General features: G+C 72.1%; 20 protein-coding genes. 7 read left to right on the top strand and 13 right to left on the bottom strand.

Going from position 1 to position 24,333, the window contains the following annotated elements:
* The first annotated feature begins 198 nt into the window (after positions 1-198).
* Positions 199-1,209 carry a glutathione S-transferase family protein gene (locus tag CP978_RS04370; protein ID WP_043437658.1) on the top strand — a complete coding sequence of 337 codons (1,011 nt, stop codon included), beginning with the start codon at positions 199-201 and terminating at the stop codon, positions 1,207-1,209.
* A gap of 69 nt (positions 1,210-1,278) precedes the next feature.
* Here CP978_RS04370 and CP978_RS04375 read toward each other — a convergent pair whose 3' ends face one another.
* Entirely contained in the window at positions 1,279-3,309 is a 2,031-nt protein-coding gene (locus tag CP978_RS04375) for a DUF1996 domain-containing protein (RefSeq protein ID WP_043437661.1), read from the bottom strand.
* A gap of 265 nt (positions 3,310-3,574) precedes the next feature.
* Between CP978_RS04375 and CP978_RS04380 the strand changes: the two genes are divergently transcribed.
* Positions 3,575-4,819 (top strand): glycoside hydrolase family 16 protein, encoded by a 1,245-nt coding sequence (locus tag CP978_RS04380; RefSeq protein ID WP_043437664.1) that lies wholly within the window; start codon positions 3,575-3,577, stop codon positions 4,817-4,819.
* Positions 4,820-4,883: 64 nt separating this feature from the next.
* Here the strand turns inward: CP978_RS04380 and CP978_RS04385 are convergent, their stop codons facing one another.
* Positions 4,884-5,120, bottom strand: coding sequence for a hypothetical protein (locus tag CP978_RS04385; RefSeq protein ID WP_043437667.1), 237 nt, complete (start codon positions 5,118-5,120; stop codon positions 4,884-4,886).
* 160 nt (positions 5,121-5,280) lie between these two features.
* On the opposite strand from CP978_RS04385, the gene CP978_RS04390 reads away from it, so the two are divergent.
* A complete protein-coding gene (locus CP978_RS04390; RefSeq protein ID WP_043437669.1) occupies positions 5,281-6,342 on the top strand; it encodes a PHP domain-containing protein in 1,062 nt (353 codons plus the stop codon).
* A 384-nt stretch (positions 6,343-6,726) separates the two neighbouring features.
* On the opposite strand, the gene nrfD is transcribed toward CP978_RS04390, so the two are convergent.
* The 5 genes from nrfD to CP978_RS04415 all read right to left on the bottom strand — a co-directional run bounded on the left by nrfD (position 6,727) and on the right by CP978_RS04415 (position 13,911).
* A complete protein-coding gene (nrfD, locus tag CP978_RS04395) occupies positions 6,727-7,671 on the bottom strand; it encodes an NrfD/PsrC family molybdoenzyme membrane anchor subunit (RefSeq protein ID WP_207312929.1) in 945 nt (314 codons plus the stop codon).
* The gene (locus tag CP978_RS04400; RefSeq protein ID WP_052454015.1) at positions 7,668-8,507 is read right to left on the bottom strand and encodes a 4Fe-4S dicluster domain-containing protein; all 840 of its coding nucleotides are present in this window, start codon (positions 8,505-8,507) and stop codon (positions 7,668-7,670) included. The genes nrfD and CP978_RS04400 overlap by 4 nt, the downstream gene beginning before the upstream one ends.
* Positions 8,504-11,749 (bottom strand): formate dehydrogenase, encoded by a 3,246-nt coding sequence (fdh, locus tag CP978_RS04405; protein WP_043437673.1) that lies wholly within the window; start codon positions 11,747-11,749, stop codon positions 8,504-8,506. The genes CP978_RS04400 and fdh overlap by 4 nt, the downstream gene beginning before the upstream one ends.
* A gap of 17 nt (positions 11,750-11,766) precedes the next feature.
* Complete coding sequence (locus tag CP978_RS04410; RefSeq protein WP_043448139.1) at positions 11,767-12,000, bottom strand: hypothetical protein; 234 nt, start codon at positions 11,998-12,000, stop codon at positions 11,767-11,769.
* A 621-nt stretch (positions 12,001-12,621) separates the two neighbouring features.
* The gene (locus CP978_RS04415) at positions 12,622-13,911 is read right to left on the bottom strand and encodes an ROK family transcriptional regulator (RefSeq protein WP_043437674.1); all 1,290 of its coding nucleotides are present in this window, start codon (positions 13,909-13,911) and stop codon (positions 12,622-12,624) included.
* A gap of 310 nt (positions 13,912-14,221) precedes the next feature.
* Between CP978_RS04415 and CP978_RS04420 the strand changes: the two genes are divergently transcribed.
* The 4 genes from CP978_RS04420 (at position 14,222) to CP978_RS04435 (ending at position 17,929) form a co-directional block, all read left to right on the top strand.
* A complete protein-coding gene (locus CP978_RS04420) occupies positions 14,222-14,500 on the top strand; it encodes a hypothetical protein (RefSeq protein ID WP_043437676.1) in 279 nt (92 codons plus the stop codon).
* A gap of 117 nt (positions 14,501-14,617) precedes the next feature.
* Entirely contained in the window at positions 14,618-15,112 is a 495-nt protein-coding gene (locus CP978_RS04425) for an FBP domain-containing protein (protein ID WP_043437678.1), read from the top strand.
* Positions 15,113-15,223: 111 nt separating this feature from the next.
* Entirely contained in the window at positions 15,224-16,504 is a 1,281-nt protein-coding gene (locus tag CP978_RS04430; protein WP_043437681.1) for an FUSC family protein, read from the top strand.
* A 216-nt stretch (positions 16,505-16,720) separates the two neighbouring features.
* Positions 16,721-17,929, top strand: a complete 1,209-nt coding sequence (locus CP978_RS04435) for a lactonase family protein (protein WP_079162003.1) — start codon at positions 16,721-16,723, stop codon at positions 17,927-17,929.
* Here the strand turns inward: CP978_RS04435 and CP978_RS04440 are convergent.
* The 6 genes from CP978_RS04440 to rhaS all read right to left on the bottom strand — a co-directional run bounded on the left by CP978_RS04440 (position 17,897) and on the right by rhaS (position 24,333).
* Complete coding sequence (locus CP978_RS04440; protein ID WP_043437682.1) at positions 17,897-18,622, bottom strand: DUF2470 domain-containing protein; 726 nt, start codon at positions 18,620-18,622, stop codon at positions 17,897-17,899. The genes CP978_RS04435 and CP978_RS04440 overlap by 33 nt on opposite strands.
* Positions 18,623-18,741: 119 nt before the next feature.
* Positions 18,742-19,578 (bottom strand): pentapeptide repeat-containing protein, encoded by an 837-nt coding sequence (locus tag CP978_RS04445; RefSeq protein ID WP_043448142.1) that lies wholly within the window; start codon positions 19,576-19,578, stop codon positions 18,742-18,744.
* 10 nt (positions 19,579-19,588) lie between these two features.
* Positions 19,589-20,482 carry an RNA polymerase sigma factor SigJ gene (gene sigJ / locus CP978_RS04450; RefSeq protein ID WP_043437684.1) on the bottom strand — a complete coding sequence of 298 codons (894 nt, stop codon included), beginning with the start codon at positions 20,480-20,482 and terminating at the stop codon, positions 19,589-19,591.
* A gap of 139 nt (positions 20,483-20,621) precedes the next feature.
* The gene (locus tag CP978_RS04455) at positions 20,622-21,923 is read right to left on the bottom strand and encodes an alpha/beta fold hydrolase (protein ID WP_043437686.1); all 1,302 of its coding nucleotides are present in this window, start codon (positions 21,921-21,923) and stop codon (positions 20,622-20,624) included.
* Between the two features lie 121 nt (positions 21,924-22,044).
* Positions 22,045-23,070 carry a LacI family DNA-binding transcriptional regulator gene (locus CP978_RS04460; protein WP_043437688.1) on the bottom strand — a complete coding sequence of 342 codons (1,026 nt, stop codon included), beginning with the start codon at positions 23,068-23,070 and terminating at the stop codon, positions 22,045-22,047.
* Between the two features lie 177 nt (positions 23,071-23,247).
* A complete protein-coding gene (rhaS, locus tag CP978_RS04465; protein WP_043437691.1) occupies positions 23,248-24,333 on the bottom strand; it encodes a rhamnose ABC transporter substrate-binding protein in 1,086 nt (361 codons plus the stop codon).

A 24,333-nucleotide genomic window follows, 5' to 3' on the forward strand; every position in this document is an offset into this window, starting at 1 on the left:
CCGGGCATTCGTCCGTCAGGCCCCGCCGTGTTCCCCCGTCACGGCGGGGCCCTTCTCGTCCCCGTCCCGTCGGCGGACCGCCGCGCGCGCCGGGGCGCCGGCGTCGCCCATGACAGTCCGGCCGGCCGCCGGCCGCCAGGTGGAGAACGGGGAACCCGAACGGTGTGCGGGCCGACCGCCCGTGTGAGGAGGAGTCGTATGACCGACGGCAACCGTGCGTACGGGAAGAAGAAGTTCAAGCGGTCCACGAGTCACTTCGCCGACCGCATCACGGCGGACGGGCGCGACGGCTGGCCGGTGGAGGCCGGCCGCTACCGGCTGGTGATCTCCCGGGCCTGTCCCTGGGCGAGCCGGGCCGTGATCTCACGGCGGCTCCTCGGGCTGGAGGACGCGCTGTCCATGGCCGTCGTCGATCCGATCCAGGACGACCGCAGCTGGCGCTTCACGCTCGACCCCGGCGACCGCGACCCCGTCCTCGGCATCCGCTTCCTCAGCGAGGCCTACGACGCCCGGGAGAAGGGCTACCCCGGCGGGGTCAGTGTGCCCGCGGTGGTGGACGTGCCCTCCGGACAGCTGGTCACCAACGACTTCCAGCAGCTGACCCTCGACCTGGCCACCGAGTGGTCGGCGCTGCACCGGGACGGGGCACCCGACCTGTATCCGGAGCGGCTGCGCGACGAGATGGACGACGTGATGCGCGCCGTGTACGTGGATGTCAACAACGGTGTCTACCGGGCGGGCTTCGCCACGGACCAGCAGGAGTACGACGGCGCCTGCACGGAGGTGTTCCGCCGGCTGGAACGGCTCTCGGAGCGGCTGGCGGCGCGGCGCTATCTCGTCGGGGACACGATCACCGAGGCCGACATCCGGCTGTTCACCACGCTGGTGCGGTTCGACGCCGTCTACCACGGCCACTTCAAGTGCAACCGCCACAAGCTGACGGAGGACCCGGTGCTGTGGGCGTACGCCCGGGATCTCTACCAGACGCCCGGCTTCGGCGACACCGTCGACTTCGACCACATCAAGCGGCACTACTACCAGGTCCACACGGGCATCAACCCGACCGCCGTCGTGCCGCTCGGCCCCGACCTCGGCGGCTGGCTCACCCCGCACGGCCGGGAGCAGCTGGGCGGACGTCCGTTCGGTGACGGGACCCCGCCGGGGCCGGTGCGCGCGGAGGAGGAGGTGCCGGCCGCCGGGCGGCCCTGAGCACCCGGGACGAGCGAAGGCGGCGGAGACCGTGTCGGTCCCCGCCGCCTTCGCTCGTCCCGGGTGGTCCTACGCGCGCCGGCGGCGCAGAAGCAGCAGACCCGCGGTCACCAGCACCGCTCCCGCGGCAGCGGGCCACAGCCGGGCTCCGGTGTCGGCAAGTCCGCCCGTCACCGCCTGCGGCCGGGTCTCCGACGGGGTGGACGCGGCCTGCTCGGAGACCGCCTCGGTGTCGGTACCGGAGTCGTCCGCGGCGCTCTGCTCGACCGTGGGCGCATCGCTCCGGGCGGCCTTGGGCGCGGTGTCCACCTCGGAGCCGGCCCCGGCGCGGTCGTCCTCGGCGCCGCCGTCACCCTTGGCACCGCCGTCCTTCGCACCGCCGTCCTTGGCGCCGTCACCCTTGGCAGCACCGTCCTTCGCGCCGTCACCCTTGGCGCCGCCGTCCTTCGCTCCCCCGTCCCCTGCACCGTTCTGACCGGTGTCCGCCGTGCCGGCCGGAGGCTGCGGCGTCTGGGTGCCCGCGCCCTTGCCGGGGTCCTTCGGGGTGTCGCCGCCGGAGGAGGGTTCGTCCGAGGGAGCCGGCTCCTCCCGCGAGGGATCGTCGGCGCCGGCTCCGCACTGGCGGCCGCTGTTGATGCAGTCGACCACCTTGTCCATCAGGCCCTCGGTCATGACGTTGATGAAGTCGTCATGGTCGGTGATCGGCTTGTGCAGCTGCTCGGGGAAGCCGTCCACCGCATAGGGGTTCTCGACCTGGCCGTCGCGGACGACGGGCCGCGGGGCGTCGTACACCAGACGCATCGTCAGCTGCGGAATCGCCCGGAAACCTTCGGCGCAGTTGCCGGCCTCGTCGGCGAACGCCACATGGGTGCGGTGGTTGGCGCTGTCGGTGTTCTGGCCGTCCCAGCAGCTCTGGAAGGCGAACGTCCGCACGACCTTGCTGCCCTGCGGGCAGAGCGGGTACGCGTCGGTCAGCTGGACCTTGTCCTCGAAACCGGTGCAGCTCCAGTGCGCGTTGGCGTTGGCCGTGCCATTGGTGAAGGCCTTGGCGTCACCGGTGATGATGCGCAGGAACCGCGGCATCGCGACGACCTTGCCGGTCGGGCTGCCGATGAACTTGATCTGGGCCTGCTCGGCGCTCAGGATCCTGCCGACGTTGCCCTCCTTGCCGCCGCCGTCGGCCTCCTGGTCGAAGTCCTGGGTGCCGTCCTGCACCCGCACCACCGGCCAGTAGTACGAGGACTTGTCGTCCTGGTCGCGGCAGGTCGTCTGCGCCGCGGCGAAGGAGTCGTTGGTGGCGAAGGCGTCGTTCGACTGGTTGCCGACATAGTCGTGCAGATGGTGCGCGCCGTTGGACACGCCCGGCGCCACGATCACATTGTCGGTGTTGTGGTTCTTGTTCGCGTTCACCCCGCACTCGGTGACGAACCCGCCGGTCGAGGCGCCGGACTGCCGAGCGGGCTCCTTGACGTTGGGCTGCACGGTGGTGATGTCCACGAAGTCCGAGGCGACGGGGCCTGAGGCGGCCTGGCCGTCGTCGCCCTGCCCGGCTCCGTCGCCCGGCTGAGCACTGTCGTCGTTCTGCGCCGCGCCGTCGTCACCCGTGTCGGCGACGGGCTGCGCCTGCTCGGCGGGCATCCCGGTGCACGAGGCCAGTTCGTCGATCCCGTCCGGTGCGGTGCCTCCCGCCCGTTCGAGGTCGGTCTTGATCCGGTCGATCACCGCGGTCCGCTTGTCCTTGAGCGGGCCGAGGATCGAGTTCTGGACGAACCCGTCGTCCTCCGCCTGGGCCTCACGCGTACCGGCCAGTCTGCCGTACGCCTCGGTGATCTGCTGGTCCAGCAGGGCGAGTTCCTTGTCGACCTCCGCCCTCGCCGGCTCAGGCACCTCGGTCAGCCGGGTGCCGAGATCGGGGCAGTCGATGGTGACCGTCTCCGACGAGACGGTCTGCTCACCGTCGTTCGCCCCGCCCCAGCCGACTTCGGATGCCGAGGCGTAGACGTTCGCCGCTATCAGCCCCCCTCCGCCGACGATCAGCGCGACCGCTGCGAAGGTGGCGCGCCGTGCGCCTGTCGGTCGTCTGCGCGAATTGCGTTTCAAGGGAGTACTCCTCCACGTCATGTCCGGGCGTGAATGACTGAACGGCCCCCATCCCGTACGGAGATGAGTGCGGCCGCGTTCAATGCCGTCCCGACGTCGTGGTCTGTACCAGGTTCTTGACGTTCCCTTACTTCACCTCTTGAATCAAGAAGCGAAACAACACCCCACGGAACCTTCCGGCGCGGTCGGCGCTCTGCGCCGCGCCGGTGTCCCCCCACCTCGGTCGGCACGCCCGTGCTCGGGCGGCCGTACGGAAGGGAGCGCCATGAACTCCCCACGTCTGTTGCGCAGATGCCTGATCGCCGCGTTCTCCGCGGTGCTCGCCGCGTCGGCCTTCACCGGTCCGGCCCAGGCCGCACCCCAGGCCGCGGAGGCGACCGTCTTCTCGGACACCTTCGACGGCCCCGCCGGTGCGGCCGTCAACTCCTCCAGGTGGCAGATCGAGACCGGCGACAACGTCAACAACCACGAACGGCAGTACTACACGGCGGGCGCCAACAACGCGGCGCTGGACGGCCAGGGCCATCTGGTGATCACCGCCCGCCGCGAGAACCCGTCGAACTACCAGTGCTGGTACGGCAGGTGTGAGTACACCTCGGCACGGCTGAACACCTCGGGCAAGTTCACCGCACAGTACGGCCATGTCGAGGCCCGGATGAAGATCCCGCGCGGCCAGGGGATGTGGCCCGCGTTCTGGATGCTGGGCAACGACATCGGGCAGATCGGCTGGCCCGCCAGCGGTGAGATCGATGTGATGGAGAACGTCGGCTTCGAGCCGTCGACCGTCCATGGCACCATCCACGGCCCGGGCTACTCGGGCTCCGACGGCATCGGCGCCGCGTACTCGCTGCCGAACGGCCAGGCATTCGCCGACGCCTTCCACACCTACGCCGTCGACTGGGCGCCCGACTCGATCACCTGGTCCGTGGACGGCAACGTCTACCAGCGGCGCACCCCGGCCGATCTGGGCGGGCGGAGCTGGGCGTTCAACAAGCCGTTCTTCCTGATCCTCAACCTCGCCGTCGGCGGCTACTGGCCGGGCGACCCCGATGGTTCCACCTCGTTCCCGCAGCAGCTCGTCGTGGACTCGGTGACGGTGACGACGGGCTCCGACTCCGGCTCCGGCGGCTCCGGCCGTCCGATCACCGGGCTGGCGGGCAAGTGCGTGGACGTGGCGGCGGCGAACTCCGCCAACGGCACCCCCGTCCAGCTGTACGACTGCAACGGCACCGAGGCCCAGAAGTGGACCGTGGGCTCGGACGGCACGCTGCGGGCGCTGGGCAAGTGCCTGGATGTGGTCGAGCGCGGCACCGCGGACGGTTCCAAGGTCCAGCTGTGGGACTGCAACGGTGGCGCCAACCAGAAATGGACGGTCACCGCGGCCCATGACATCGTCAACCCCCAGGCCGACAAGTGCCTGGACGTGACGGACAACAACTCCGCCAACGGCAGCCGGCTGCAGATCTGGTCGTGCTCCGGCAACGCCAACCAGAAGTGGACCGTCGGCTGACCGACCGTCCGACGCCTGTTGACCGCTCCGGACGGAGCGGTCAACAGGTCGTCCGCCGATCCGCCTAATGCGGATGCCAGCTGAGCTTGTCGCCGCCCACCCAGCGGACCACATCGGGATCGTCGAGGTCATGGACGAGGATTCCCACCTCGGCGGCGAACTCCAGCACATCGGTGAGCGATCTCGCCCGGCCGATCATCTCGCCGTCGACCTCCACGATCCGGAACGGCGGTGTACCCGGCTGGACCTTCAGCACCGTGATCCGCGGTCGGGAGATGTAGGGACTCGCGATTTCGGTCATGCAACGAGCGTAAGGCGCATCGCACGACCGAGCGGGGAGAGAGCGCTTGCACGAATGCCTCCCTCGCCACTGCCCCGGTGGCCCGGGTCGTGCGCTCCCGCCGTGCGGGCCGGGGGCGATGGGGGAACCCTGGGGTGAGGACCGGGGTCAGGAGGTGCCCATGGAGCCCCTCGCAGCGCTGGACCGGATCGCGTTCCTGCTGGAACGGGCCGGGGCCCCGACCTATCGCGTACGGGCCTTCCGCACCGCGGCCGCCGTACTGTCCTCGCTGCCTCCTCGGGAGATCGGCGAGCGCGCGGCCGACGGGACGCTGCAGTCCCTCAAGGGCATCGGTCCCAGGACGGCCGAGGTGGTGCGGGAGGCGCTGGCCGGGCGCACCCCGGACTATCTGGAGAATCTGGAGCGGGAGGCCGAGTCCTCGACGGTGCGGGGCGGAGAGGCGCTGAGGGCCCTGCTGCGCGGCGACTGCCATCTGCACTCCGACTGGTCGGACGGCGGCAGCCCGATCGAGGAGATGGGCAGGACGGCGGCGCGGCTCGGGCACGAGTGGGCGGCGCTCACCGACCACTCGCCCCGGCTCACCGTCGCCCGTGGGCTCTCCGCCGACCGGCTGCGCGAGCAGCTGGAGGCGGTCGCCGCGCTGAACGCCCGATGGGCCCCGTTCCGGCTGCTCACCGGCATCGAGTGCGACATCCTGGACGACGGCTCGCTGGACCAGGAGCCGGAGCTGCTGGACCGGCTGGACGTCGTGGTGGTGTCGGTCCACTCCAAGCTGCGCATGGACGCACGGTCCATGACCCGGCGCATGGTCGCCGCCGTCCGCAATCCGCTGGCCGATGTGCTGGGCCACTGCACGGGACGGCTGCTCACCGGGCGTGGTCGCCCGGAGTCGGAGTTCGACGCGGACGCGGTGTTCGCCGCGTGCGCCGAGTCCGGTACGGCCGTGGAGATCAACAGCCGGCCCGAACGGCTGGACCCGCCCCGGCGGCTGCTGCGGCGGGCGGTCGGGGCGGGGGTGCTGTTCTCGATCGACACCGATGCGCACGCTCCGGGCCAGCTGGACTGGGGGATCAACGGCTGCGCCCGGGCCGAGGAGTGCGGGGTGCCCCCGGACCGTGTGATCACCACCTGGACCGCGGACGAACTGCTGGCCTGGACCCGCGAGCGGACGCCACCGGCGCGTGTGACGGGAAAGGACCGTGGTACCCGGTCCCGTGCCTGAGGAGGCCCGGGGACGGGCGGCCGGGCTCGGCAGGGACGGTACGTCGGCACTGGGGCGTGTTTCGAAGGTGCCGTCCGCCCCGCGACGCTCCCCCAGCTACCGCTGGGGGTGCCCCCAGGCACGCTCGCCGCGTTGTCGGGATCGCCCACGTACACCCGGTACGAGGACGGCCCTCCGCCTCGCGATCGCACGCTCCCCCACGCTCGGCCACTCCCCCACGCTCGACTTCGCTCGAGCGGGGGACCCCCATGCGCGGGCGGTGCCCCCACGACGCCGCGGGACGCGCCCTCCGGGCGAACGACGCCGCTCTCGAAACACGCCCTGGCCGCCCGGCCAGTCCGCCGGGCGCCCGCGAGGCTTCCGTGGCGTCGTGCCGGGCTGCGGTCAGGTCCGCTTCGTCTCGCGCTGGGGTACGACGGTGTACTTCGGGTCCTCGGCCGAGGCGATCCCCGCCGCGAACACCCCGAAGCGGGTGCAGGCCGAGCCTGCCAGCAGGGCGAGACCGGAGGCGATCGCGGCGCCCCGGTGACGGCCGAGTACGGCCGCGCCCACGGCGCCGGACACCGTCAGGACCCGGGCCGTGCGCAGCAGTGTGCCCGGCCTTCCCTCCCGCCAGGTCTCGGCGACCATGCCGAGGCGCCGCTCGGCGGCGGCCGCGACCGCGGTGTCGGCGAGCGCGGCGAGACCGGCCGCGCAGCGGGCCGGACGGTTCTCCCCGGTCGGGCCGGTGACCAGGGCCATGCCCGCCGCCGCGGCGGTCGCGGACGCCACGAACAGATACGGCAGCTCGCGGTGGACCCCGTGCCAGGCGGGCACCGCGGTGTCCGCGGCCAGCACCCCCGTGTAGCTGGCGACGGCGGGGCCGACCAGCGCGGCGGCCCCGGTGCCGAGGGCGCCGATCCGGGGCGCCTTCCCGGTGACGGCGCTCGCCGCGGCCACGCCCGCCGCCGGTCCGTACGCCGACAGCAGCCAGGAGCCGACGCTCATCGGCGAGGTCGGCTTGAGCACCCTGAGCATGTTGGCGAACCGGCCCGGCCGGCCCAGGTCGTGGACGAGCGCGGCGGCCGACAGGGAGACCGCGGCGAGCGAGGAGACCTTCAGCGCGGTGGCCGTGCGCGGACGGCCCGTGAGATGGGCGCCCGCGGCGAACACCGAGCCCGCTCCGGCGAGCCCGCCGAGGAAGAAGTACCCGGCGATGTCCGTCGCGGCCCAGGAGGGCGCCTTGATGACGGGCCGCCCGTAGTACGACTCGAACTCGGCCTTCGGGACCATGGGCCGGTCCCCGCGTCGTCCGCGTGTCCTCGGCGTCGAACTCCCGGCGCTGGTCATCGTCGCTCCCTTCCGGCCAGTACGAAGGTCAGCGCGATGCCGCCCAGCAGCGAGACGGCCGCGGCTCCTGCGTGCCGCCACATCGCCGGCAGATCACGGGTGGTGACCACGGGGTCGGGAGGCAGCCCGTACACCTCGGGTTCGTCCAGGAGGAGGAAGAACGCGCCGTCGCCGCCCACCCCGTTGTCCGGGTCGTGGCCGTAGAGCCGGGCGTCGGTGACCCCGGCCCGGTGCAGTTCGTCGACGCGCAGCGCGGCCCGCTCGCGCAGTTCCTCCAGGGGGCCGAACTGGATGGACTCGGTGGGGCAGGCCTTGGCGCACGCGGGTTCCAGTCCGGTGCCGAGCCGGTCGTAGCACAGGGTGCATTTGAAGGCCCGTCCGTCGGCCGGGCGTTGCTCGATGACGCCGTACGGGCAGGCCGGCACGCAGTAGCCGCAGCCGTTGCAGATGTCCTGCTGGACGACGACGGTGCCGAACTCGGTGCGGAACAGCGAGCCCGTCGGGCAGACGTCCAGGCAGGCGGCATGGGTGCAGTGCTTGCACACGTCGGAGGACATCAGCCAGCGCACCTCCCCGCCGTCCGGGGCGGGCTCCTCGGCCGCCTGCTGCCCGTCCGCCAACGGGAGCCGGGTGCGTCCGTCCGGCCGCGGCTGCTCGACGAAGGCGACATGCCGCCAGGTGGAGGCGCCGAGCGCCCGGGTGTTGTCGTACGACATCCCGGTCAGCTCCAGCCCGTCCTCGGGGATCGCGTTCCACTCCTTGCAGGCCACCTCGCACGCCTTGCAGCCGATGCAGACGGAGGTGTCGGTGAAGAATCCGACCCGCTCCTCGCTCATGTCGTGACCTCCGTCCCGGTGGTGTCGGTGATCCCCGCGCGCCTGCGGTACTCGGCGACCAGCCTCGGCAGGTCCGGGCCTCGGGGCCGGCGCCCGGGGCGGATGTCGGCGGTGAGCGCCTTGTCCTCCTGGATATGGGCGTTGGGGTCGAGGGCGATGTGCACCAGTTCATTGGCGGCGTCACCGGTGGAGAGGCCGTTGGGGCCCCAGTGGAAGGGCAGTCCGATCTGATGGACGGTGCGGCCCTGTACCGTCAGGGGCCGGATCCGGTCCGTGACCAGCACCCGTGCCTCCACCGCGTTGCGGGCGGTGACGATGGTGGCCCAGCCGCCGTGCTCCAGGCCCCGTTCGCGGGCCAGCGCGGGCGAGACCTCGCAGAAGAACTCCGGCTGGAGTTCGGACAGATACTCCGACCAGCGGCTCATGCCACCGGCCGTGAAGTGCTCGGTGAGCCGGTAGGTGGTGACGACGTACGGGAACACCTCGGCGCCCTTCTCGTCGCCGCTGGGGTGGTAGAGGTTGCCCTCGCGGGGCAGCAGCCGCCGTACCGGGTTGCGCGGGACCTCCGGGTAGAGGGCGTTGGGGAGCGGGGAGTCCTGGGGTTCGTAGTGCGTGGGCAGCGGCCCGTCCTCCAGGCCGGCGGGCGCGTACAGCCAGCCCTTGCCGTCCGCCTGCATGACGAACGGGTCGTCGCCGCGCAGCGCGTCGGGTCCGGTCGCGTCGCCGTCGGGCACATGGTCGGGGGCGCGGTCCGGTACGAAGTCGGGGCGGTCGTAGCCGGTCCACCTGCCGGCCTCCGGGTCCCACCAGAGGTACTTCTTGCGCTCGCTCCACGGGGTGCCGTCGGGGGCCGCGGAGGCACGGTTGTAGAGGATGCGGCGGTTGTCGGGCCAGGCCCAGGCCCATTCGGCGGCCACCCAGTCCTGTTCGGTGTGCGGCTTCTTGCGGGCCGCCTGGTTGACGCCGTCCGCGTAGACGCCGCAGTAGATCCAGCAGCCGCAGTCGGTGGAACCGTCGTCCTTCAGCTCCGTGTGTCCGCTGAGCGGGGCGCCGTTCGGACCGTGGCCGTTGATCTCGGCGAGCACGGAGTCCGCGACGGGTTCCCGCAGCGGTCCGCTGAGCGGGTAGTCCCAGGTCAGATCGAGGAACGGCCGGTCCATGGGGTCGGCGGAGCCGGCCAGCGCCTCCTTGATGCGGCGGCCCAGGTGGTACATGAACCACAGGTCGCTGCGTGCCTCGCCCTCCGGTTCGACGGCCTGGTGGCGCCACTGCACCCAGCGGTTGGTGTTGGTGAAGGAGCCGGACTTCTCGGTGTGCGCGGCGGCGGGGAAGAAGAACACCTCGGTGGCGATGTCCTCGGTGCGCAGTTCGCCGCTCTCGATCTCCGGTCCGTCCTTCCACCAGGTGGCGGACTCGATCAGGGAGAAGTCCCGTACCACCAGCCAGTCGAGCCGGGCCATGCCGAGGCGTTGCAGCCGGGTGTTGGCGGATCCGACGGCAGGGTTCTCGCCCATCAGGAAGTAGCCCTTGCAGACGCCGTCCAGTTGGGCCATCACCGTGTCGTAGTGGCCGTGGGACCCGGTCAGTCGTGGCAGGTGGTCGAAGCAGAAGTCGTTCTCGGGGGTGGCCGCGTCGCCGTAGTAGGCCTTCAGCAGGCTGACGAAGTACGCCCGTGCGTCCGCCCAGTAGCCCTTCTCGGTGCGGGTGGCCTCCACCCAGTCGTCGAGGCTCAGATGGGCGTGGGCGTGCGGCATCGGCAGATAACCGGGCAGCAGGTTGAAGAGGGTCGGGATGTCGCTGGAGCCCTGGATGGAGGCGTGTCCGCGCAGCGCCTGGATGCCGCCGCCCGGGCGCCCGATGTTGCCGAGCAGCAGTTGGAGGATGCTCGCGGCGCGGATGAACTGCGAGCCGGTCGAGTGCTGGGTCCAGCCGACCGCGTAGACGAACGAGCTGGTCCTGTCGCGGCCCGAGTTGGCGGTCAGTTCCGCGCACACCCGCAGGAACGTCTCCTTCGGGACACCGCAGATCTCCTCGACCGCTTCGGGGGTGTAGCGGGCGAAGTGGCGTTTGAGGACCTGGTAGACGCAGCGGGGGTGGCGCAGCGTGGGGTCGGCGGGCGCGTGCTGGCCGGTGCGGGCGCCGCCGGAGCCGTACGCCTCGGAGCCGGCGGTGCGGTGCAGGCTCTCCTCGTACTGCTGGTCGACGTCGCCCAGGGGCTGCCGCACCTCCACACCCTCGTACTGCCAGCTGCACGGGTCGTAGTGCCGGGTGTCCTGGTGGAGCCCGGAGAAGACGCCGTCGAGGTCCTCGGTGTCGCGGAAGTCCTCGCCGACCAGGGTGGCCGCGTTGGTGTAGTGGAGGACGTACTCGCGGAAGTCCTTCTCCTCGGTGAGGACATGGTTGATGATCCCGCCGAGGAAGACGATGTCGCTGCCCACGCGGATCGGGACGTGCAGGTCGGCGAGCGCGCTGGTGCGGGTGTAACGGGGGTCGACATGGATGACGGTGGCGCCGCGCAGCTTGGCCTCCATCACCCACTGGAAGCCGACCGGATGGCATTCGGCGTAGTTGGAGCCCTGGATGACGATGCAGTCGGAGTGCTGGAGGTCCTGCATGAAGGTGGTGGCGCCGCCGCGGCCGAAGGAGGTGCCGAGGCCGGCGACCGTGGAGCTGTGGCAGACCCGGGCCTGGTTCTCCACCTGGACCACGCCGAGGCCGGTCAGCAGCTTCTTGATGAGGTAGTTCTCCTCGTTGTCCAGGGTCGCGCCGCCCAGGCTGGCGATGCCCATGGTGCGCACCGTGCGGACGCCCTCCTGCTCCCACTGCCAGGTCTCCCGGCGGGTGCGGATCACCCGTTCGGCGACCATGTCCATCGCGGTCTCCAGGTCCAGGGGCTCCCAGTCGGTGGCGTACGGGCGCCGGTGGAGGACCTGGTGGCGGCGGGCCGGTCCGGTGGTGAGCTGAAGGCTGGCGGCGCCCTTGGGGCAGAGCCGGCCACGGCTGATCGGGGAGGCGGGGTCGCCCTCGATCTGGACGACCTTGTCGTCCTTCACATACACCTGCTGGCCGCAACCGACCGCGCAGTACGGGCAGATGGAGGACACCACCCGTTCGGCGGTGTCCGTGCGCGGCCTGAGGCGTTCGGTGGCGGAGGACTTCACCGCGTTCCCCCGGCCGGTGGGGTCGTCTCCGGTGAGCTGGCGGTGGACGGGCCAGCGGCGCAGCCGGTCTGCCAGGGACATGGGGCCTCCTGTACGGGTCAGGCGGGGGGCTCGTCCGGTACGGGGTGTTCGGGGTGGACCGCGCCCGACCGGGGGGCGCCCTTTCTGCCCGTGCCCGCCTCGTCCGTGTCGGGGACGTCCGTGGCGGCTTCGTCCCCGGTGTGCCGACGGGCGTCCCATGGGTCTTGACCCGTGCGGGCCTGCTGGTCCGGCATGTCCCGCGGGATCGGGCCGGCCTTCCCGCCGCGCTGCCGGTGCCGGTGGTGGGTCACGGCGTCCTCCATTGTTCGTCAGGGCCAGAGGTCCCGCGAGCGCAACGCGGACCCCGGTGAGCGAGGCCGCGAGTACCGCGACGGACTTACGCGAAACCCCGGGCCGCCGCCCGGGCCCCGCCCTCGCCCGTGGGGCGACCCCGCCTGGGCGCTGCGGCGTCGAGGCCCACGGGCCGGGCCGGTCGTACGGCGTCCGAGCGCCTGCCGACGGCGGCGCCATCGGGGCACGCGCTTCCGGGCACGCCGTACGAGGGCCACGGGTACCGCGGCTCGGCGGGGCGGTGGCGCGCGGCATCCCCGGGCGCCGGGCGCACGACCAGTCGAGGCCCGGAAGCCGAGCGGGCGCCCGACACATGGGGTGAGAGCCAGCACGTCGTCCCCACGCCGGGCGCACGACCAGCCGAGGCCCGGAAGCCGGGCGGGCGCCCCACACATGGGGTGAGAGCCAGCCCCCGGGGAGATCGGCCGGGCGGCGGGGGCACGTCGTCCCCGCGCCGGGCGCACGACCAGCCGAGGCCCGGAAGCCGGGCCGGGGCCCGACCCATGGACGAGGGCCAGGCCCCGCGAGGTCGGCCCTCGTCCATGTCAGGGTCCGCGCCCTGTCACGCGGGACATCGCCCGTCAGCGTGGGGTGCGTTCCTCCAGGGCCGTGCGCCAGGCCGGGGGCTGCCCCTCGCTCACGGGCTCCGCGCGACGGCCGCCGCGGGCGAAGAAGTCGGCGAGCGGCAGGATCGCGGCGCCGACCGTGACGGCGTCCGGGCCGAGCCTGCCGAGGTCGATCGAGACCCGGTCGGCCGGATAGCGCAGCGCGTACGAGGTCGCGTACCGGCGCACCACGGACAGGAACCGGGAGCCGAGCTGGAGGCCCGCCCAGCCGCCGATCAGGATCCGCTCGGGCTGGAACAGGTTGATCAGGTCGGACAGCCCCGCGCCCAGATACTCGGCGGTCTCCTCCACCACGGCCTGCGCCACCGGGTCGGCCTCGGCGCCCTCGGGCGGATAGGCGGCGGCCAGCAGGGCGGTCAGCGCGGTCTCCTCGTCGGCGTCCCTCGGCGGCCGTCCACCCTGCTCGCGCCAGCGGCCGAGGAGGGCCTCCGCGCCCGCGTACGCCTCCAGGCAGCCGAGCGCGCCGCAGCGGCAACGGCGCCCCCTGACCCGGACGGTCAGATGGCCCCACTCCACGGCCCGGCCGCTGCCGACCTCCTCGGTGACCAGGCAGGCGCCGACGCCGGAGCCGAAGAGGACCACGACCGCGTTGTGGGCGCCACGTCCGGCGCCGAACCACATCTCGGCCTGGCCGAGGGTCTTGGCCCCGTTGTCGATGAAGAACGGCACGGATTCGGGGAGCCGGCAGGTGGCCCGGAGCAGGGACTCGACCGGGACGGCGTCCCAGCCGATCGTCTGCCCGTGCACCACGGCGCCCCGGTCGGGGGTACGGGCGACGATGCCGGGCACGCCGATACCGACGCCGAGGAGCCGTTCGGGTGAGATGTCCGCCGTGGCCAGGACCTCCGCGATGCCGTCACGGATATGGCCGACGACGACCTCGACGTCGTACCGCTGATGTTCGAGCGGGCGTTCGGTACGGGCGAGTTCCGTGAGGGTCAGGTCGAACAGTTCGACGCGCACCCGGGTCTCGCCGACATCGACGCCGATCATGTGTCCGCTGGTGGGCGCGACCCGGAGCAGGGTGCGCGGGCGGCCGCCGTCGGAGTCCACGCTGCCCGCCTCCTCGACCAGGCCCTCCGCGACCAGTTCGGCGACCACATTGCTGATCGAGCCGGAGCTCAGACCGGTCGCCGGACCCAGCTCGAAGCGGCTCATCGGGCCGTCGAAATAGAGCCGTCGCAGCACCTCGGCTCGATTGGCCCGGCGCAGATCACGCACCGTGCGCCCGTTCCGCCCCGCCATGTGGCTCCCTCCGAACCTGCTTGACCTGCACAATACCGCTGCGCCACCACCGAACGCGCGGTTCCTCCCACTCTTAAATCAGACCCTAATTTAAGACATGAGGACGCAAGGGCCCGGGCGGGTGCGCGATGTGGTCCGCACGGGGGCTTCGAGCGGGGTCACCGTACGCCCCGTTCGCCCGTTTCGGCGGCTCCGGGCACCAGGGTCCGCACCTCGAACGACCGCCTTCAGGGCCGACCGGTCGATCTCGGGGTCCGCCGTGCGGGTCGCGGAACCGGGCCCCCGGTGAGCCCGCCTAATATCCGGGGCCGTGGCGACGACGTTTGAGGAACTCGTGGAGATGCAGCGCGCGGCGAACGAGGCGGAGGCGCAGGCCGCCGAACTGCGCGAGCGCTACGGCCCTCCCACCCTCGCCTCGTGGACCAGGCAGCAGAGCGATCTGTACGAGACCGCCGTCCGCGCCTGGCGCGACCTCGACCGCGACCTCCAACTGGAGATCACCGAGTACGCCAAGGAGCACGACCGGACCCGCAGCGACGTCGAGGCGGAGATCCAGGCCCGGGCGGGCAAGCCGTCCGAGAGCGACTAGCGCACCTCGCATCCGTGCGTGCGGGTGCCGGAAATTCATTGGCGTATCCCCTGGGAGCTGGATACCTTAGCTGGAAACCTAGGGCACCTAGGTTGATAAGCGCCCAGAAGGATCCTCATGAGACCACTCAGCGAGCAGGACATCCGCGCCTCGTTCATCAACTGCTCGAAGGGCGAGGCCAAACGCCTGTCGATACCACGTGACCTCGATGAACGCCCCTGGGGCGACCTGGACTTCCTCGGCTGGCGCGACCCCGGGGCACCCGATCGCAGCTATCTGGTCACCGAGCACGCCGGCCGGCTGATCGGGGTCACCCTGCGCTTTCCCTCCTCGCAGCGCGGCTTTCTGCACCGGAGCATGTGCTCACTGTGCCTGACCACCCACCCCGGCAGCGGCGTCTCCCTGATGACGGCCCGCAAGGCGGGGGCCGCGGGACGCGAGGGAAACTCGGTGGGCGTCTATATGTGCACCGACCTGGCGTGCTCCCTCTATGTACGCGGGAAGAAGGTGTCCGAGGCCGGGGGCCGCTTCGAGGAGAGCCTCACCACCGAGGAGCAGATCGCCCGGACGGTGGGCAATCTCTCCTCCTTCCTCGACACCCTGTTCGTCTGACCTCCCCACCCAGGTCAGGGGACATGCGCTCCCCCCTGTCCGGGAAACCCGTTCCTCGGATACGTTCCTGCATACGTTCGTCGCCCACGTGGAACGGGAAGGCCCCCTGGGATGCGAGATGTTCATGCTGCGTGGACGGGGGGCGTCTCCCGGATCGCGAAGTGGCGCCAGGAGCCCGAGGTCGTCCAGGCGGTGCGTTCGACGGGGGCCGCGACCATCGCCTATGTGGTCGCGCTGCACCTCAGCCCCGAACCGGCCCCGCTCACGGCCCCCCTGACGGCGCTGCTCGTGGTCCAGGTGACGCTCTATGCGACGCTCACCACGAGCGTGCGCCGGGTGAACGCCGTGGTGACCGGCGTCGTCATCGCCATCGGCTTCAGCATCCTGGTGGGTCTGACCTGGTGGAGCCTCGCCCTGATCATCCTGGCCTCACTGGCCGTCGGTCATCTCGTACGGGTCAGCGAGTTCGTGCCCGAGGTGGCGATCAGCGCCATGCTGGTGCTCGGGGTGACCCAGGTGGGCAGCACGGCCTGGGCGCGGGTGGTGGAGACCCTGATCGGCGCGGCGGTGGGCCTGGGCACCAACTTCGTCTTCGCTCCCCCGGTGTGGGTGAGCGCCGCCGGGGAGTCCATCGAGGGGCTGGCCCGTCGGATACGGCAGTTGATGCTGCGGGTCGCCGAGGAGACCGCGGGCCGCGGTGCCGCCACCCGGGCGACCGTGAACCTGTATGAGGCGCGCCGGCTCGACCATGAGATCGTCCTGGTGGACGCGGCCCTGCGGCAGGCCGAGGACAGTCTGAAGCTCAACCCCCGGGTCCGTGAGGGCCTGCTGCACCGCATCGTGCTGCGCACCGGACTGGACACGCTGGAGATCGTCACGGTCGTGCTGCGGGTGATCGCACGCACCGTCGCCGACCTCGCGAAGGAGCGGGACCCCGAGCCGCTGTTCGAACCCGAGACGGGGGCGACGCTGGAGCGGCTGCTGTCCGAGATCGGTGACGCGGTGGTGAGCTTCGCGGTGCTCGTCACCACCGAGGTCAGCAGCAACGCCGAGTCCGCCGAGGCCCGGCTCGCCGAGCAGCTGACCACGGCGGGCGCGACCCGCGACAAGCTGGCCGGACTGCTTCTCGAGGACGCCCGGCGGGACGCACGGTGGTGGCACTTCCACGGCGCGGTCCTCACCGAGGTCAACCGCATCCTGGACGAGCTGGACACGGAGCACCGCGCTCGCCGGCTGCTGGAGGAGCTGGACCGCGGCACCCGGGAGGAGCGCGAGCGCAACCCGCGCCTGGCCAGACTGCGGGACCTGGTGCGCGACGGACGGGCGGCCCGGCTGCGCGCTCTGCTCCCGGGCGGCCGGAACCGTCCGGCTCCCCGGCGTCGTTTCCGATGACGACCGTCGCGATGACGACGGGCGCACGGCGGCGGGACCTCCCCGGTTCGACTGCTGCTCCACGGCGGGACGCACCGGGCAAGCCCGCCCTGGTCGGCGACTGACAGTCACCCCCGTTGCACCCCACGCAACGGGTATTGCTCACCTTGCACTCGGCGGTCGATCCGCGCCATGGTGACTGTCATAGCTGAGGTCGTCGATTTCCGAGGTACGGGCATGGACACAGACGCGAAACCGGCACGGGGTTCGCTGGGCGACCGCTGGAGCAGACGCCGTTTCCTCGGCGCCGCCACGGCCGTCACCGCGGTCGCGGCGATCCCGGCGCCCGTCACGTCCCGGAGCGCACCGACCGCGCCCCGGGAGGCTCCGGTGTCGTCCCCGCCGAGCCGGCCCGCCGGTCCCCGGCCGCTCTACATCGGCACCTACACCTCGATGCGGGGCGGCGGACGGGGCATCGGCCTGGCGGCCTACGACCCGAGGACCGGCAGGATCAGCGGCAAGGGGACACTGACCGGGGTGCCCGATCCGTCGTATCTGGCGGTTCACCCGAACGGGCGCACCCTCTACGCCGTGGACGAGCGGCAGGACGGCACGGTGACGGCCGTGCGCCTGCCCGGGCACGAGATCCTCGGCAGTCGCAGCACGGGCGGGGCGGGCCCCTGCCATGTGTCGGTGCATCCCAGCGGGCGCTGGCTGCTCAGCGCCAACTTCGCCTCGGGCAGTGTGGCCGTGCATCCCATCAAGGCCTCCGGTGCGCTCGGTGAGCGCACCGCCCTCGTCACCCATTCCAGCCCGCCGCCCGGACCGGGCCAGCAGGGGCCGCACGCCCACCAGTTCCTCACCGCGCCCGACGGCAGGCATGTGATCGCGGTCGATCTGGGCACCGACACCGTCTACACCTACCGGCTCGACCAGTCCCGGGGGACGCTCACCGAGGTCTCCCGGGCGCGCACCCGGCCGGGCGCGGGACCGAGGCATCTCACCTTCCACCCGGGCGGCCGTTTCGCCTATCTGGCCAACGAGCTCGACAACACGGCCGTCGTCTGCGCCTACGACCCGGCGAGCGGGCGCCTGACCCTGGGCGAACCGCAGTCCACGGGCGGGGGCAGAGGCACCAACTACCCCGCTCAGTTCGCGGTGACCAGGGACGGGGCGTACGCGTATCTCGCCAACCGCGGTCACAACACCGTGACCCGCTACGGGATCGAGGCCCGAGGCGCCCGCCTGCGACTGCTCGGCAGTGTGCCGGTGGGCGGGGACTTCCCCCGCCATCTGGCGCTCTCCCCCGACGGCGGGCTGCTGTTCACGGCGAACCAGCGGTCGTCCACGGTCAGCGTCTTCCATGTCGACCACGGCAGCGGCGAACTGCGGTCGGCCGGCGAGCCGTTCGCCTCACCCGTCGCCGTCTGTGCGCTGCCGCTGTAGCGGGCGGGCACAGGAGGTCCGGGCGGCGTGGGCGAGCAGCACCTGCATGCGCTCGGTCAGCCCGGCGACATCATCGGCGGGCTCATGGAACGCCAGGCGCACATCGCCGTGGTCGCGGACCCGCTCGACGCGCAGCGTCAGTCCGTGACGGTCGACGGCGAGCGGCTTGACACGGACGGCACCGTGCAGACTGCGGGGGTCGACAAGGCGGGTGAGCCGCTCGACGGCCTCCGGGTGGGCGTCGGCGAGATGGGTGAGCAGCCGCGCCTCGGCCCCGGCGAGCGGGTCGGGCCCGGCGGCCGCGTACTCCTCGGCGTCGATCGAGACGACCTGGCGCGACCGGCGCAGGGCGAGTCGGCTCGGCCGGAACACCAGATGGTCCTCGTCGGGCAGGAACGACCCGGCCAGCCAGAGCCGGGCACGGATCCGGGACCGTACGGGGACGGGCGCGACATCGGCGAACTCCAGCACCGCGGAGGCCTCGCCGCGCGGTGCGCAGATCGCGGCGGAGAACAGCACACTGTCCTCGGGCGGGCGCAGCAGCACCCGGCCGTCCGGGGCGACGGAGTGCGCGCCGACGAGCTCCTCCCGGCCACCGTCGGTGGTCACCGCACAGGACCAGGCGACGGCCACCAGGGTCCGGGCGCGCTCCGCCGCCGCGGGCGCGGCCATCCAGGCGTGTCGGTCGGCCATTCCAACCTCCTTAGGTAAGGCTTGCCTAACTTACCGGAGATCGCGACGCACGCCAACCAGGTCAGGGAATCCGGAACGAACGCGTCCACCGCCGCGCCGGATCCGCCGGCGGCGCGGTGTCAGGCGCACGCCGTCCAGTGGGCGGGCCGCGTGACCGAGTGCGGAAGCCTGGTGCCCGCGCCGCCCCGTGCCGCGTCGACCTGGGGCTGGGTCAGAAAGAGGGCGCCGGTCAGATCGGCGTCGGTGAGGTCCGCGTCCCGCAGATCGGCGCCGATCAGATCCGCGCCCCTGAGGTCGGCGCCCGTGAGGTCGGCGGCTATCAGGCGGGCGCCGCGCAGACTCGCCCCGCGGAGGTCGGCCTTCCGCAGCCGGGCACCGATCAGATCCGCGCCCCGGCGGTCCTTCCGCCCGCGCCCGGCACCGGCGTGCGCCAGCTCACTGGTGCGCAGCAGCAGGACGTCGACCTCCTGCCGGTGGGCCCCCACGTCCAGCCGCCCGAGTTCCTCCGGGGTCCCCAGAGTGAGCCGCTCGGTGGTCTCCAGCATGCGGCGGAGGTCGGCGTGCACCGGACGGGCCGCGGGCAGGGCGAGCGCCTCGGCCAGATACCGGAGCAGTTCGTGCAGTTGACGCATCACGGGGAACACGTCGAACATCCGCCGGGCGTGCTCCCGGCCGACCGACCGCCAGTCCTGTCCGCCGAAGGTGATCTGCGAGACCTTCTGTCCCGCGCCGAAGCAGTCATAGACCGTGCAGCCGGAGAACCCACGGGGCCGCAGCTCGGCATGGATGCCGCAGCGGAGGTCGTCCCTGAGGTTGCGGCAGGGCGTACCGGCGTCCTTGTCGACGGCGAAGTCCGCCGAGCAAGCGAAGGGCAGCGCGACACAGCACAGGGCGAAGCAGCGGGCGCAGTCGGCGCGGAGCCCGGAGGGGTCGGCGGGCGGCGGGGACGTGTGCATGACGTTCACCTCAGAGGCCCGTCCCGGCAAGGTCCAGCCGCTCCAGGCGTTCCGGGTCGGACAGGATGTATATACGGGTGATCCTGCCGTCGGCGACGGTGACGGCCATGACCGACACCGGCCGCCCCTCGGGCGCCGTGACCAGCCCGATCTCACCGTTGACCAGGACGAGCCGGGCATACCGGGAGGTCCCCCGGAACATGAACGCCCCCTCCGCCACGGACTTCGCGCCGCGCAGCACCTTGGACGCCGCCATCCCGGTGGCCAGAGCACCGGCGTCGGCCCGCAGCACCACCTCCGGATCGAGCACGGCGACCAGGGCGTCGAAGTCTCCGCCGCGCGAGGCCGCGAGGAACGCCTCCAGCACCTCGCGCCGGCGCCCCGGGTCCGGATCGGCCGCGGGCTCGGCGTCCTGCACCCGGCGGCGGGCCCGGCTGGCGAGCCGGCGGGTGGCGACGGAGGTGCACCCCACGACGGGTGCGATGTCGTCGAAGGGCACGGCGAACAGGTCGTGCAGCACAAAGGCCAGTCGTTCGGCGGGCCCCAGCGTCTCCAGCACCACCATCAGGGCCAGCCCGACCGAGTCGCCGAACAGCGCCTGCTGTTCGGGGTCGACCCGGTCCAGCGGGGTGACGACGGGGTCGGGCACAAAGGTGTCCGTCAGGGGTTCCTCGCGGCGCGCCCCGCGGGAACGGAGCAGATCGAGACAGATACGGCCGACGACGGTGGTGAGCCAGCCGCCGAGATTCTCCACCTCGCTCACATCGGAACGGCTCAGCCTCAGCCAGGCCTCCTGGACGGCGTCCTCGGCCTCACTCAGCGAGCCGAGCATCCGATAGGCGACGGCCCGGAGATGGCCGCGGTGCGCCTGGAAGCGTTCGGCCAGTTGCTTCTCGTCGTCCATCGGTCCCCGTTTCGCACGGCCGTCCGTATACGTCCGCGACCGATCCAACCATGCGGCCGCGTCCGGGTGATGCGGCACCACCCGGAAGCGGTCGTACGGCGGGGCGCCCTCGTGGCCGAGGGCTGGGGGTCGCCCGGAATCAGGCCTCGTCCCGGATCAGCGCCAGCAGGCGGTCCAGGACCCGGGGGCCGCCCACCCGCACACCGTCGTGTTCGAACTCGTTCGTGACCCAGGTGCGCAGACCACGGATCGAGCGAGCCGTCCGCAGGGCGTGGGCGGTGTCGACATACATGTCGTCGTGGTAGATCGCCGCGGCCGCCGGAACCTCGTTGGCGGCCAGCCGGGCGGTGTCGTACAGCGGCGTCCAGTCGGTGCGCTCGGCGAGCAGTTGCGCGGTCTCGCGCAGCGGGCGCAGCGCCGGATCGGTGTCGAACATCCAGGGGTGCACGGACTCGCCCGTGAACAGCACCGGTCCGTCGCCCGCCAGCGCCTTGGCGGCGTCGAACTGCGGGAACTCGGCCCGCATCCGCTCCGCCGACCAGGCGGTGGGACGGTCGTCCTGGCCGTAGATGGCCTCGTGGACCAGCGCGTACAGGGGGTGGCCCGCGTACGAGAGCAGCGCCTGGACCTGCTCCTGGAAGGCGTCGGAGAGCGCGAGGCCCCCCGGGGTGCGGACGAAGGCGTCCTCGAGCAGGTAGTGCAGGCGGTGGCTGCCGTCGCCGCTGCCCAGCAGGATGCCGAGGGACTGGAAGGCCTCGACGGTGAGCCGGTGACCGCCGCTGAGGACCGGCTCGTGCTGGAGCAGGTGTTCGGCGATCCGCCGGGCGCGCTCCACGTCCTGCGGATAGCGGGCGTAGTGGGCGGCGACCTTGCGTTCGATGCGCGGATAGGCGGCCCGGTAGACGTCGTCCGCGTGGGCGTCGAGGGAGGGCAGCCCTCCGGTGATCACGGCGGCACTCAGGCCCTCGGGGGCGGTGGAGAGGTAGTTGACGGTGCAGAAACCGCCGAAGCTCTGCCCGAGGACCGTCCACGGGGCCCCTCCGGTGACCCTCGGCCGGATGGCCTCGCAGTCGCGGACGATGGAGTCCGCGCGGAAGTGCGTCAGATAGTCGGCCTGCTCACGGGGGCCGCCGCGCAGCGGGAGCGTCTGCCGGTTGGCGGGGGTGGAGGCCCCGGTGCCGCGCTGGTCCAGGAGCAGGACCCGATGGTCCTGAAGGGCGCGGCCGAGCCAGGCCTGCTTCCCGACGAAACGATTCGCCCCGAAGCCGGGGCCGCCCTGGAGGTAGAGCAGCCAGGGCAGTTCGGCGTCCGCCCGGTCACCCGCGACGACCTCCCGCGCATACAGCTCGATCGTCTCCCCGTCCGGGTCGTCATGGTCGAGGGGTACGACAAAACGACGGTCGGTGAGGACGATGCCGGGCTGGCGGTAGCTGAGACTCAACGGTGCTCCCGAGTGGACGGATTCCAGGCCGCGTCCCAGTTGAGCACACCCTCCCGGGAGACCGGGGACCGGGACCGGCCACCGGGGATCCCGGGTCCGCCCGGGTCCGCCCGGGCGCGGCTCAGCGGGGCGCCAGACTGGAGCGGCGCACCACCAGCTCCGGCTGGAGCACCACCCTCCGGTGCTCATGGCGCCGCTGCCCCGCCTCCGCCCCGGTCTCCTCCAGCAGCAGCTCCGCGGCGAGCGCGCCCAGGGTGACGGCGGGCTGCCGTACGGAGGTGAGCGGCACGGCGGCCGCGGCGGCGAACTCGATGTCGTCGTAGCCCACGATGGCGAGGTCGTCGGGGACGCTCACCCCGGCCGCGTACATGGCCTGCAGCACACCGAGCGCCAGCAGGTCGTTGACGCAGAACACGGCGGTGGGGCGGTCGGCGAGCCCGAGCAGACGGGCCCCGGCGTCCCGGCCCGCGGCCACATCGAGCCGCTCGGTCGGCAGCTCACGCAGTGCCTCGGGGCCGAGTCCGGCCTCGGCCAGCGCGTTCAGGGCGCCGGTGCGCCGGTCCCGGACCTGGTGGAGTCCCGGCGGTCCGCTGACATACGCGAGGGAGCGGTGCCCGGCGTCGACGAGATGCCGTACGGCCAGGGCGCCGCCCGCGACGTCGTCGACCGAGACCGAGCACTCGGTCGTCCCCTCGGCGACCCGGTCCACCAGCACGAACGGGATGCCGTGACGGCGGAACGCCTCGATGTTGCGGCCGGTCGCGTCGGCGGGGCTGAGCAGCACCCCGCGCACCCGCTGCTCGGCGAAGAGCGCGAGGTACTCGGCCTCCTCGGCGGGGCTCTGCGCACTGTTGCAGACCATGACGCCGAGCCCGGCCGCGCGGGCGGCCCGTTCGGCGCCCCGGGCCACGTCCACGAAGAACGGGTTGCCCATGTCGAGGACGAGCAGCCCCATGATCCGGCTGCGCCCGGCCCGCAGCTGCCGCGCCGACTCGCTGCGGACATAGCCCAGGCGGTCGATCGCGGAGAGCACCCGGGCCCGGGTCTCGGACGCGACCGTGTCGGGGCGGTTGATGACGTTCGAGACCGTGCCCACGGAGACTCCGGCGGCACGGGCGACGTCCTTGATACCCACCGACTGAGCCATCGGGCGGGGACCTCCAGCAGAACGAGGGGCGGCGGGCAGGCCTTCACATTACCGCCGCCTCCCGCGTGACCTGCCCACTCGCGCGGCGGCGCACGGTCGACGGCACCGGGCGCCGGGGGCGTCGTACCGCCGGACCTCACCGACGGCGGACGGGCCGCACGGGAGGCGGCGACCGGGTCAGAAATCGAACCGGTCGATGTTCCCGGCGTCGAAGACGGTCGGCTTGCCGAGGCTGATCACGCCGTCCTCGCCGAGCGTGAACGTCCCCATGGCGCCGGCCTCGAAGGTCTCCCCCGCCTTGCCGGTGATCTGCCCGGAGGCCAGGGCGACGGCGGTGCGGGCGGCCAGTTCGCCGAGCCTGGCCGGGTCCCACAGCTCGAAGGCGTCCACGGTGCCGTTCTTGATGTACCGGCGCATGTCGTTCGGGGTGCCGAGACCGGTCAGCTTCACCTTGCCCTTGTACCGGGAGCCGGAGAGATACTGCGCCGCGGCCTTGATGCCGACGGTGGTCGGGGCGATGATCCCCTTGAGGTCCGGGTACTGCTGGAGCAGGCCCTGGGTCTGCTGGAAGGACTGCTGGGCGTCGTCGTTGCCGTAGGCGACCTTGACGAGCTTGACGTTCTTGTACTTGGGGTCCTTGAGCTCGTCCTTCATATAGCCGATCCAGGTGTTCTGGTTGGTCGCGGTCTGCGCGGCGGAGAGGATCGCGATCTCGCCCTTGTAGCCGATCTGTTCGGCGAGCAGTTGCACCTCGGTGCGGCCCAGGTCCTCGGCACCGGCCTGGGAGACGAAGGCGTTACGGCACTCGGGTTTGGTGTCGGAGTCATAGGTGACGACCTTGATGCCGTTGCTCATGGCCTGCTTGAGCGCGGTGCACAGGGCACCCGGGTCCTGCGCGGAGACGGCCATCGCGTCGACCTGCTGCTGGGTGAGCGTGTTGACGTAACTCACCTGGCCGCTGGTGTCGGTGGCGCTGTTCGGCCCCACCTCCTTGTAGGCGGAGCCCAGTTCGGTCAGCGCCTTCTGGCCGCCCTTGTCGGCGGAGGTGAAGTAGGGGTTGTTGACCTGTTTGGGCAGGAAGCCGACGGTCAGCCCCTTCTTCAGGGGTGCGTGGGGGTCGGCCCGGCCCGTCGGGGCGGTCGCGCCGCCGCCCGATTCCTCGACGTCGTTCTTGGTGGTGCCGCCGCAGGCGGTGGCGGCCAGCGAGAGGGAGGCGACGGCGGCGACGGCCGCGCAGGCACGGCGGAGCGATGACTTGCGCAC

This window comes from Streptomyces nodosus (assembly GCF_008704995.1).
Classification (GTDB): domain Bacteria; phylum Actinomycetota; class Actinomycetes; order Streptomycetales; family Streptomycetaceae; genus Streptomyces; species Streptomyces nodosus.

What these genes read in the sequence shown, in the direction of transcription:
- CP978_RS04370 (WP_043437658.1), top strand. Translation starts at nt 199, where the DNA reads ATGACCGACGGCAACCGTGCGTACGGGAAGAAGAAGTTCAAGCGGTCC.
- CP978_RS04380 (WP_043437664.1), top strand. Translation starts at nt 3,575, where the DNA reads ATGAACTCCCCACGTCTGTTGCGCAGATGCCTGATCGCCGCGTTCTCC.
- CP978_RS04385 (WP_043437667.1), bottom strand. Translation starts at nt 5,120, where the DNA reads ATGACCGAAATCGCGAGTCCCTACATCTCCCGACCGCGGATCACGGTG.
- CP978_RS04390 (WP_043437669.1), top strand. Translation starts at nt 5,281, where the DNA reads ATGGAGCCCCTCGCAGCGCTGGACCGGATCGCGTTCCTGCTGGAACGG.
- nrfD (WP_207312929.1), bottom strand. Translation starts at nt 7,671, where the DNA reads ATGACCAGCGCCGGGAGTTCGACGCCGAGGACACGCGGACGACGCGGG.
- CP978_RS04400 (WP_052454015.1), bottom strand. Translation starts at nt 8,507, where the DNA reads ATGAGCGAGGAGCGGGTCGGATTCTTCACCGACACCTCCGTCTGCATC.
- fdh (WP_043437673.1), bottom strand. Translation starts at nt 11,749, where the DNA reads ATGTCCCTGGCAGACCGGCTGCGCCGCTGGCCCGTCCACCGCCAGCTC.
- CP978_RS04415 (WP_043437674.1), bottom strand. Translation starts at nt 13,911, where the DNA reads ATGGCGGGGCGGAACGGGCGCACGGTGCGTGATCTGCGCCGGGCCAAT.
- CP978_RS04425 (WP_043437678.1), top strand. Translation starts at nt 14,618, where the DNA reads ATGAGACCACTCAGCGAGCAGGACATCCGCGCCTCGTTCATCAACTGC.
- CP978_RS04430 (WP_043437681.1), top strand. Translation starts at nt 15,224, where the DNA reads ATGCGAGATGTTCATGCTGCGTGGACGGGGGGCGTCTCCCGGATCGCG.
- CP978_RS04435 (WP_079162003.1), top strand. Translation starts at nt 16,721, where the DNA reads ATGGACACAGACGCGAAACCGGCACGGGGTTCGCTGGGCGACCGCTGG.
- CP978_RS04440 (WP_043437682.1), bottom strand. Translation starts at nt 18,622, where the DNA reads ATGGCCGACCGACACGCCTGGATGGCCGCGCCCGCGGCGGCGGAGCGC.
- CP978_RS04445 (WP_043448142.1), bottom strand. Translation starts at nt 19,578, where the DNA reads ATGCACACGTCCCCGCCGCCCGCCGACCCCTCCGGGCTCCGCGCCGAC.
- sigJ (WP_043437684.1), bottom strand. Translation starts at nt 20,482, where the DNA reads ATGGACGACGAGAAGCAACTGGCCGAACGCTTCCAGGCGCACCGCGGC.
- CP978_RS04460 (WP_043437688.1), bottom strand. Translation starts at nt 23,070, where the DNA reads ATGGCTCAGTCGGTGGGTATCAAGGACGTCGCCCGTGCCGCCGGAGTC.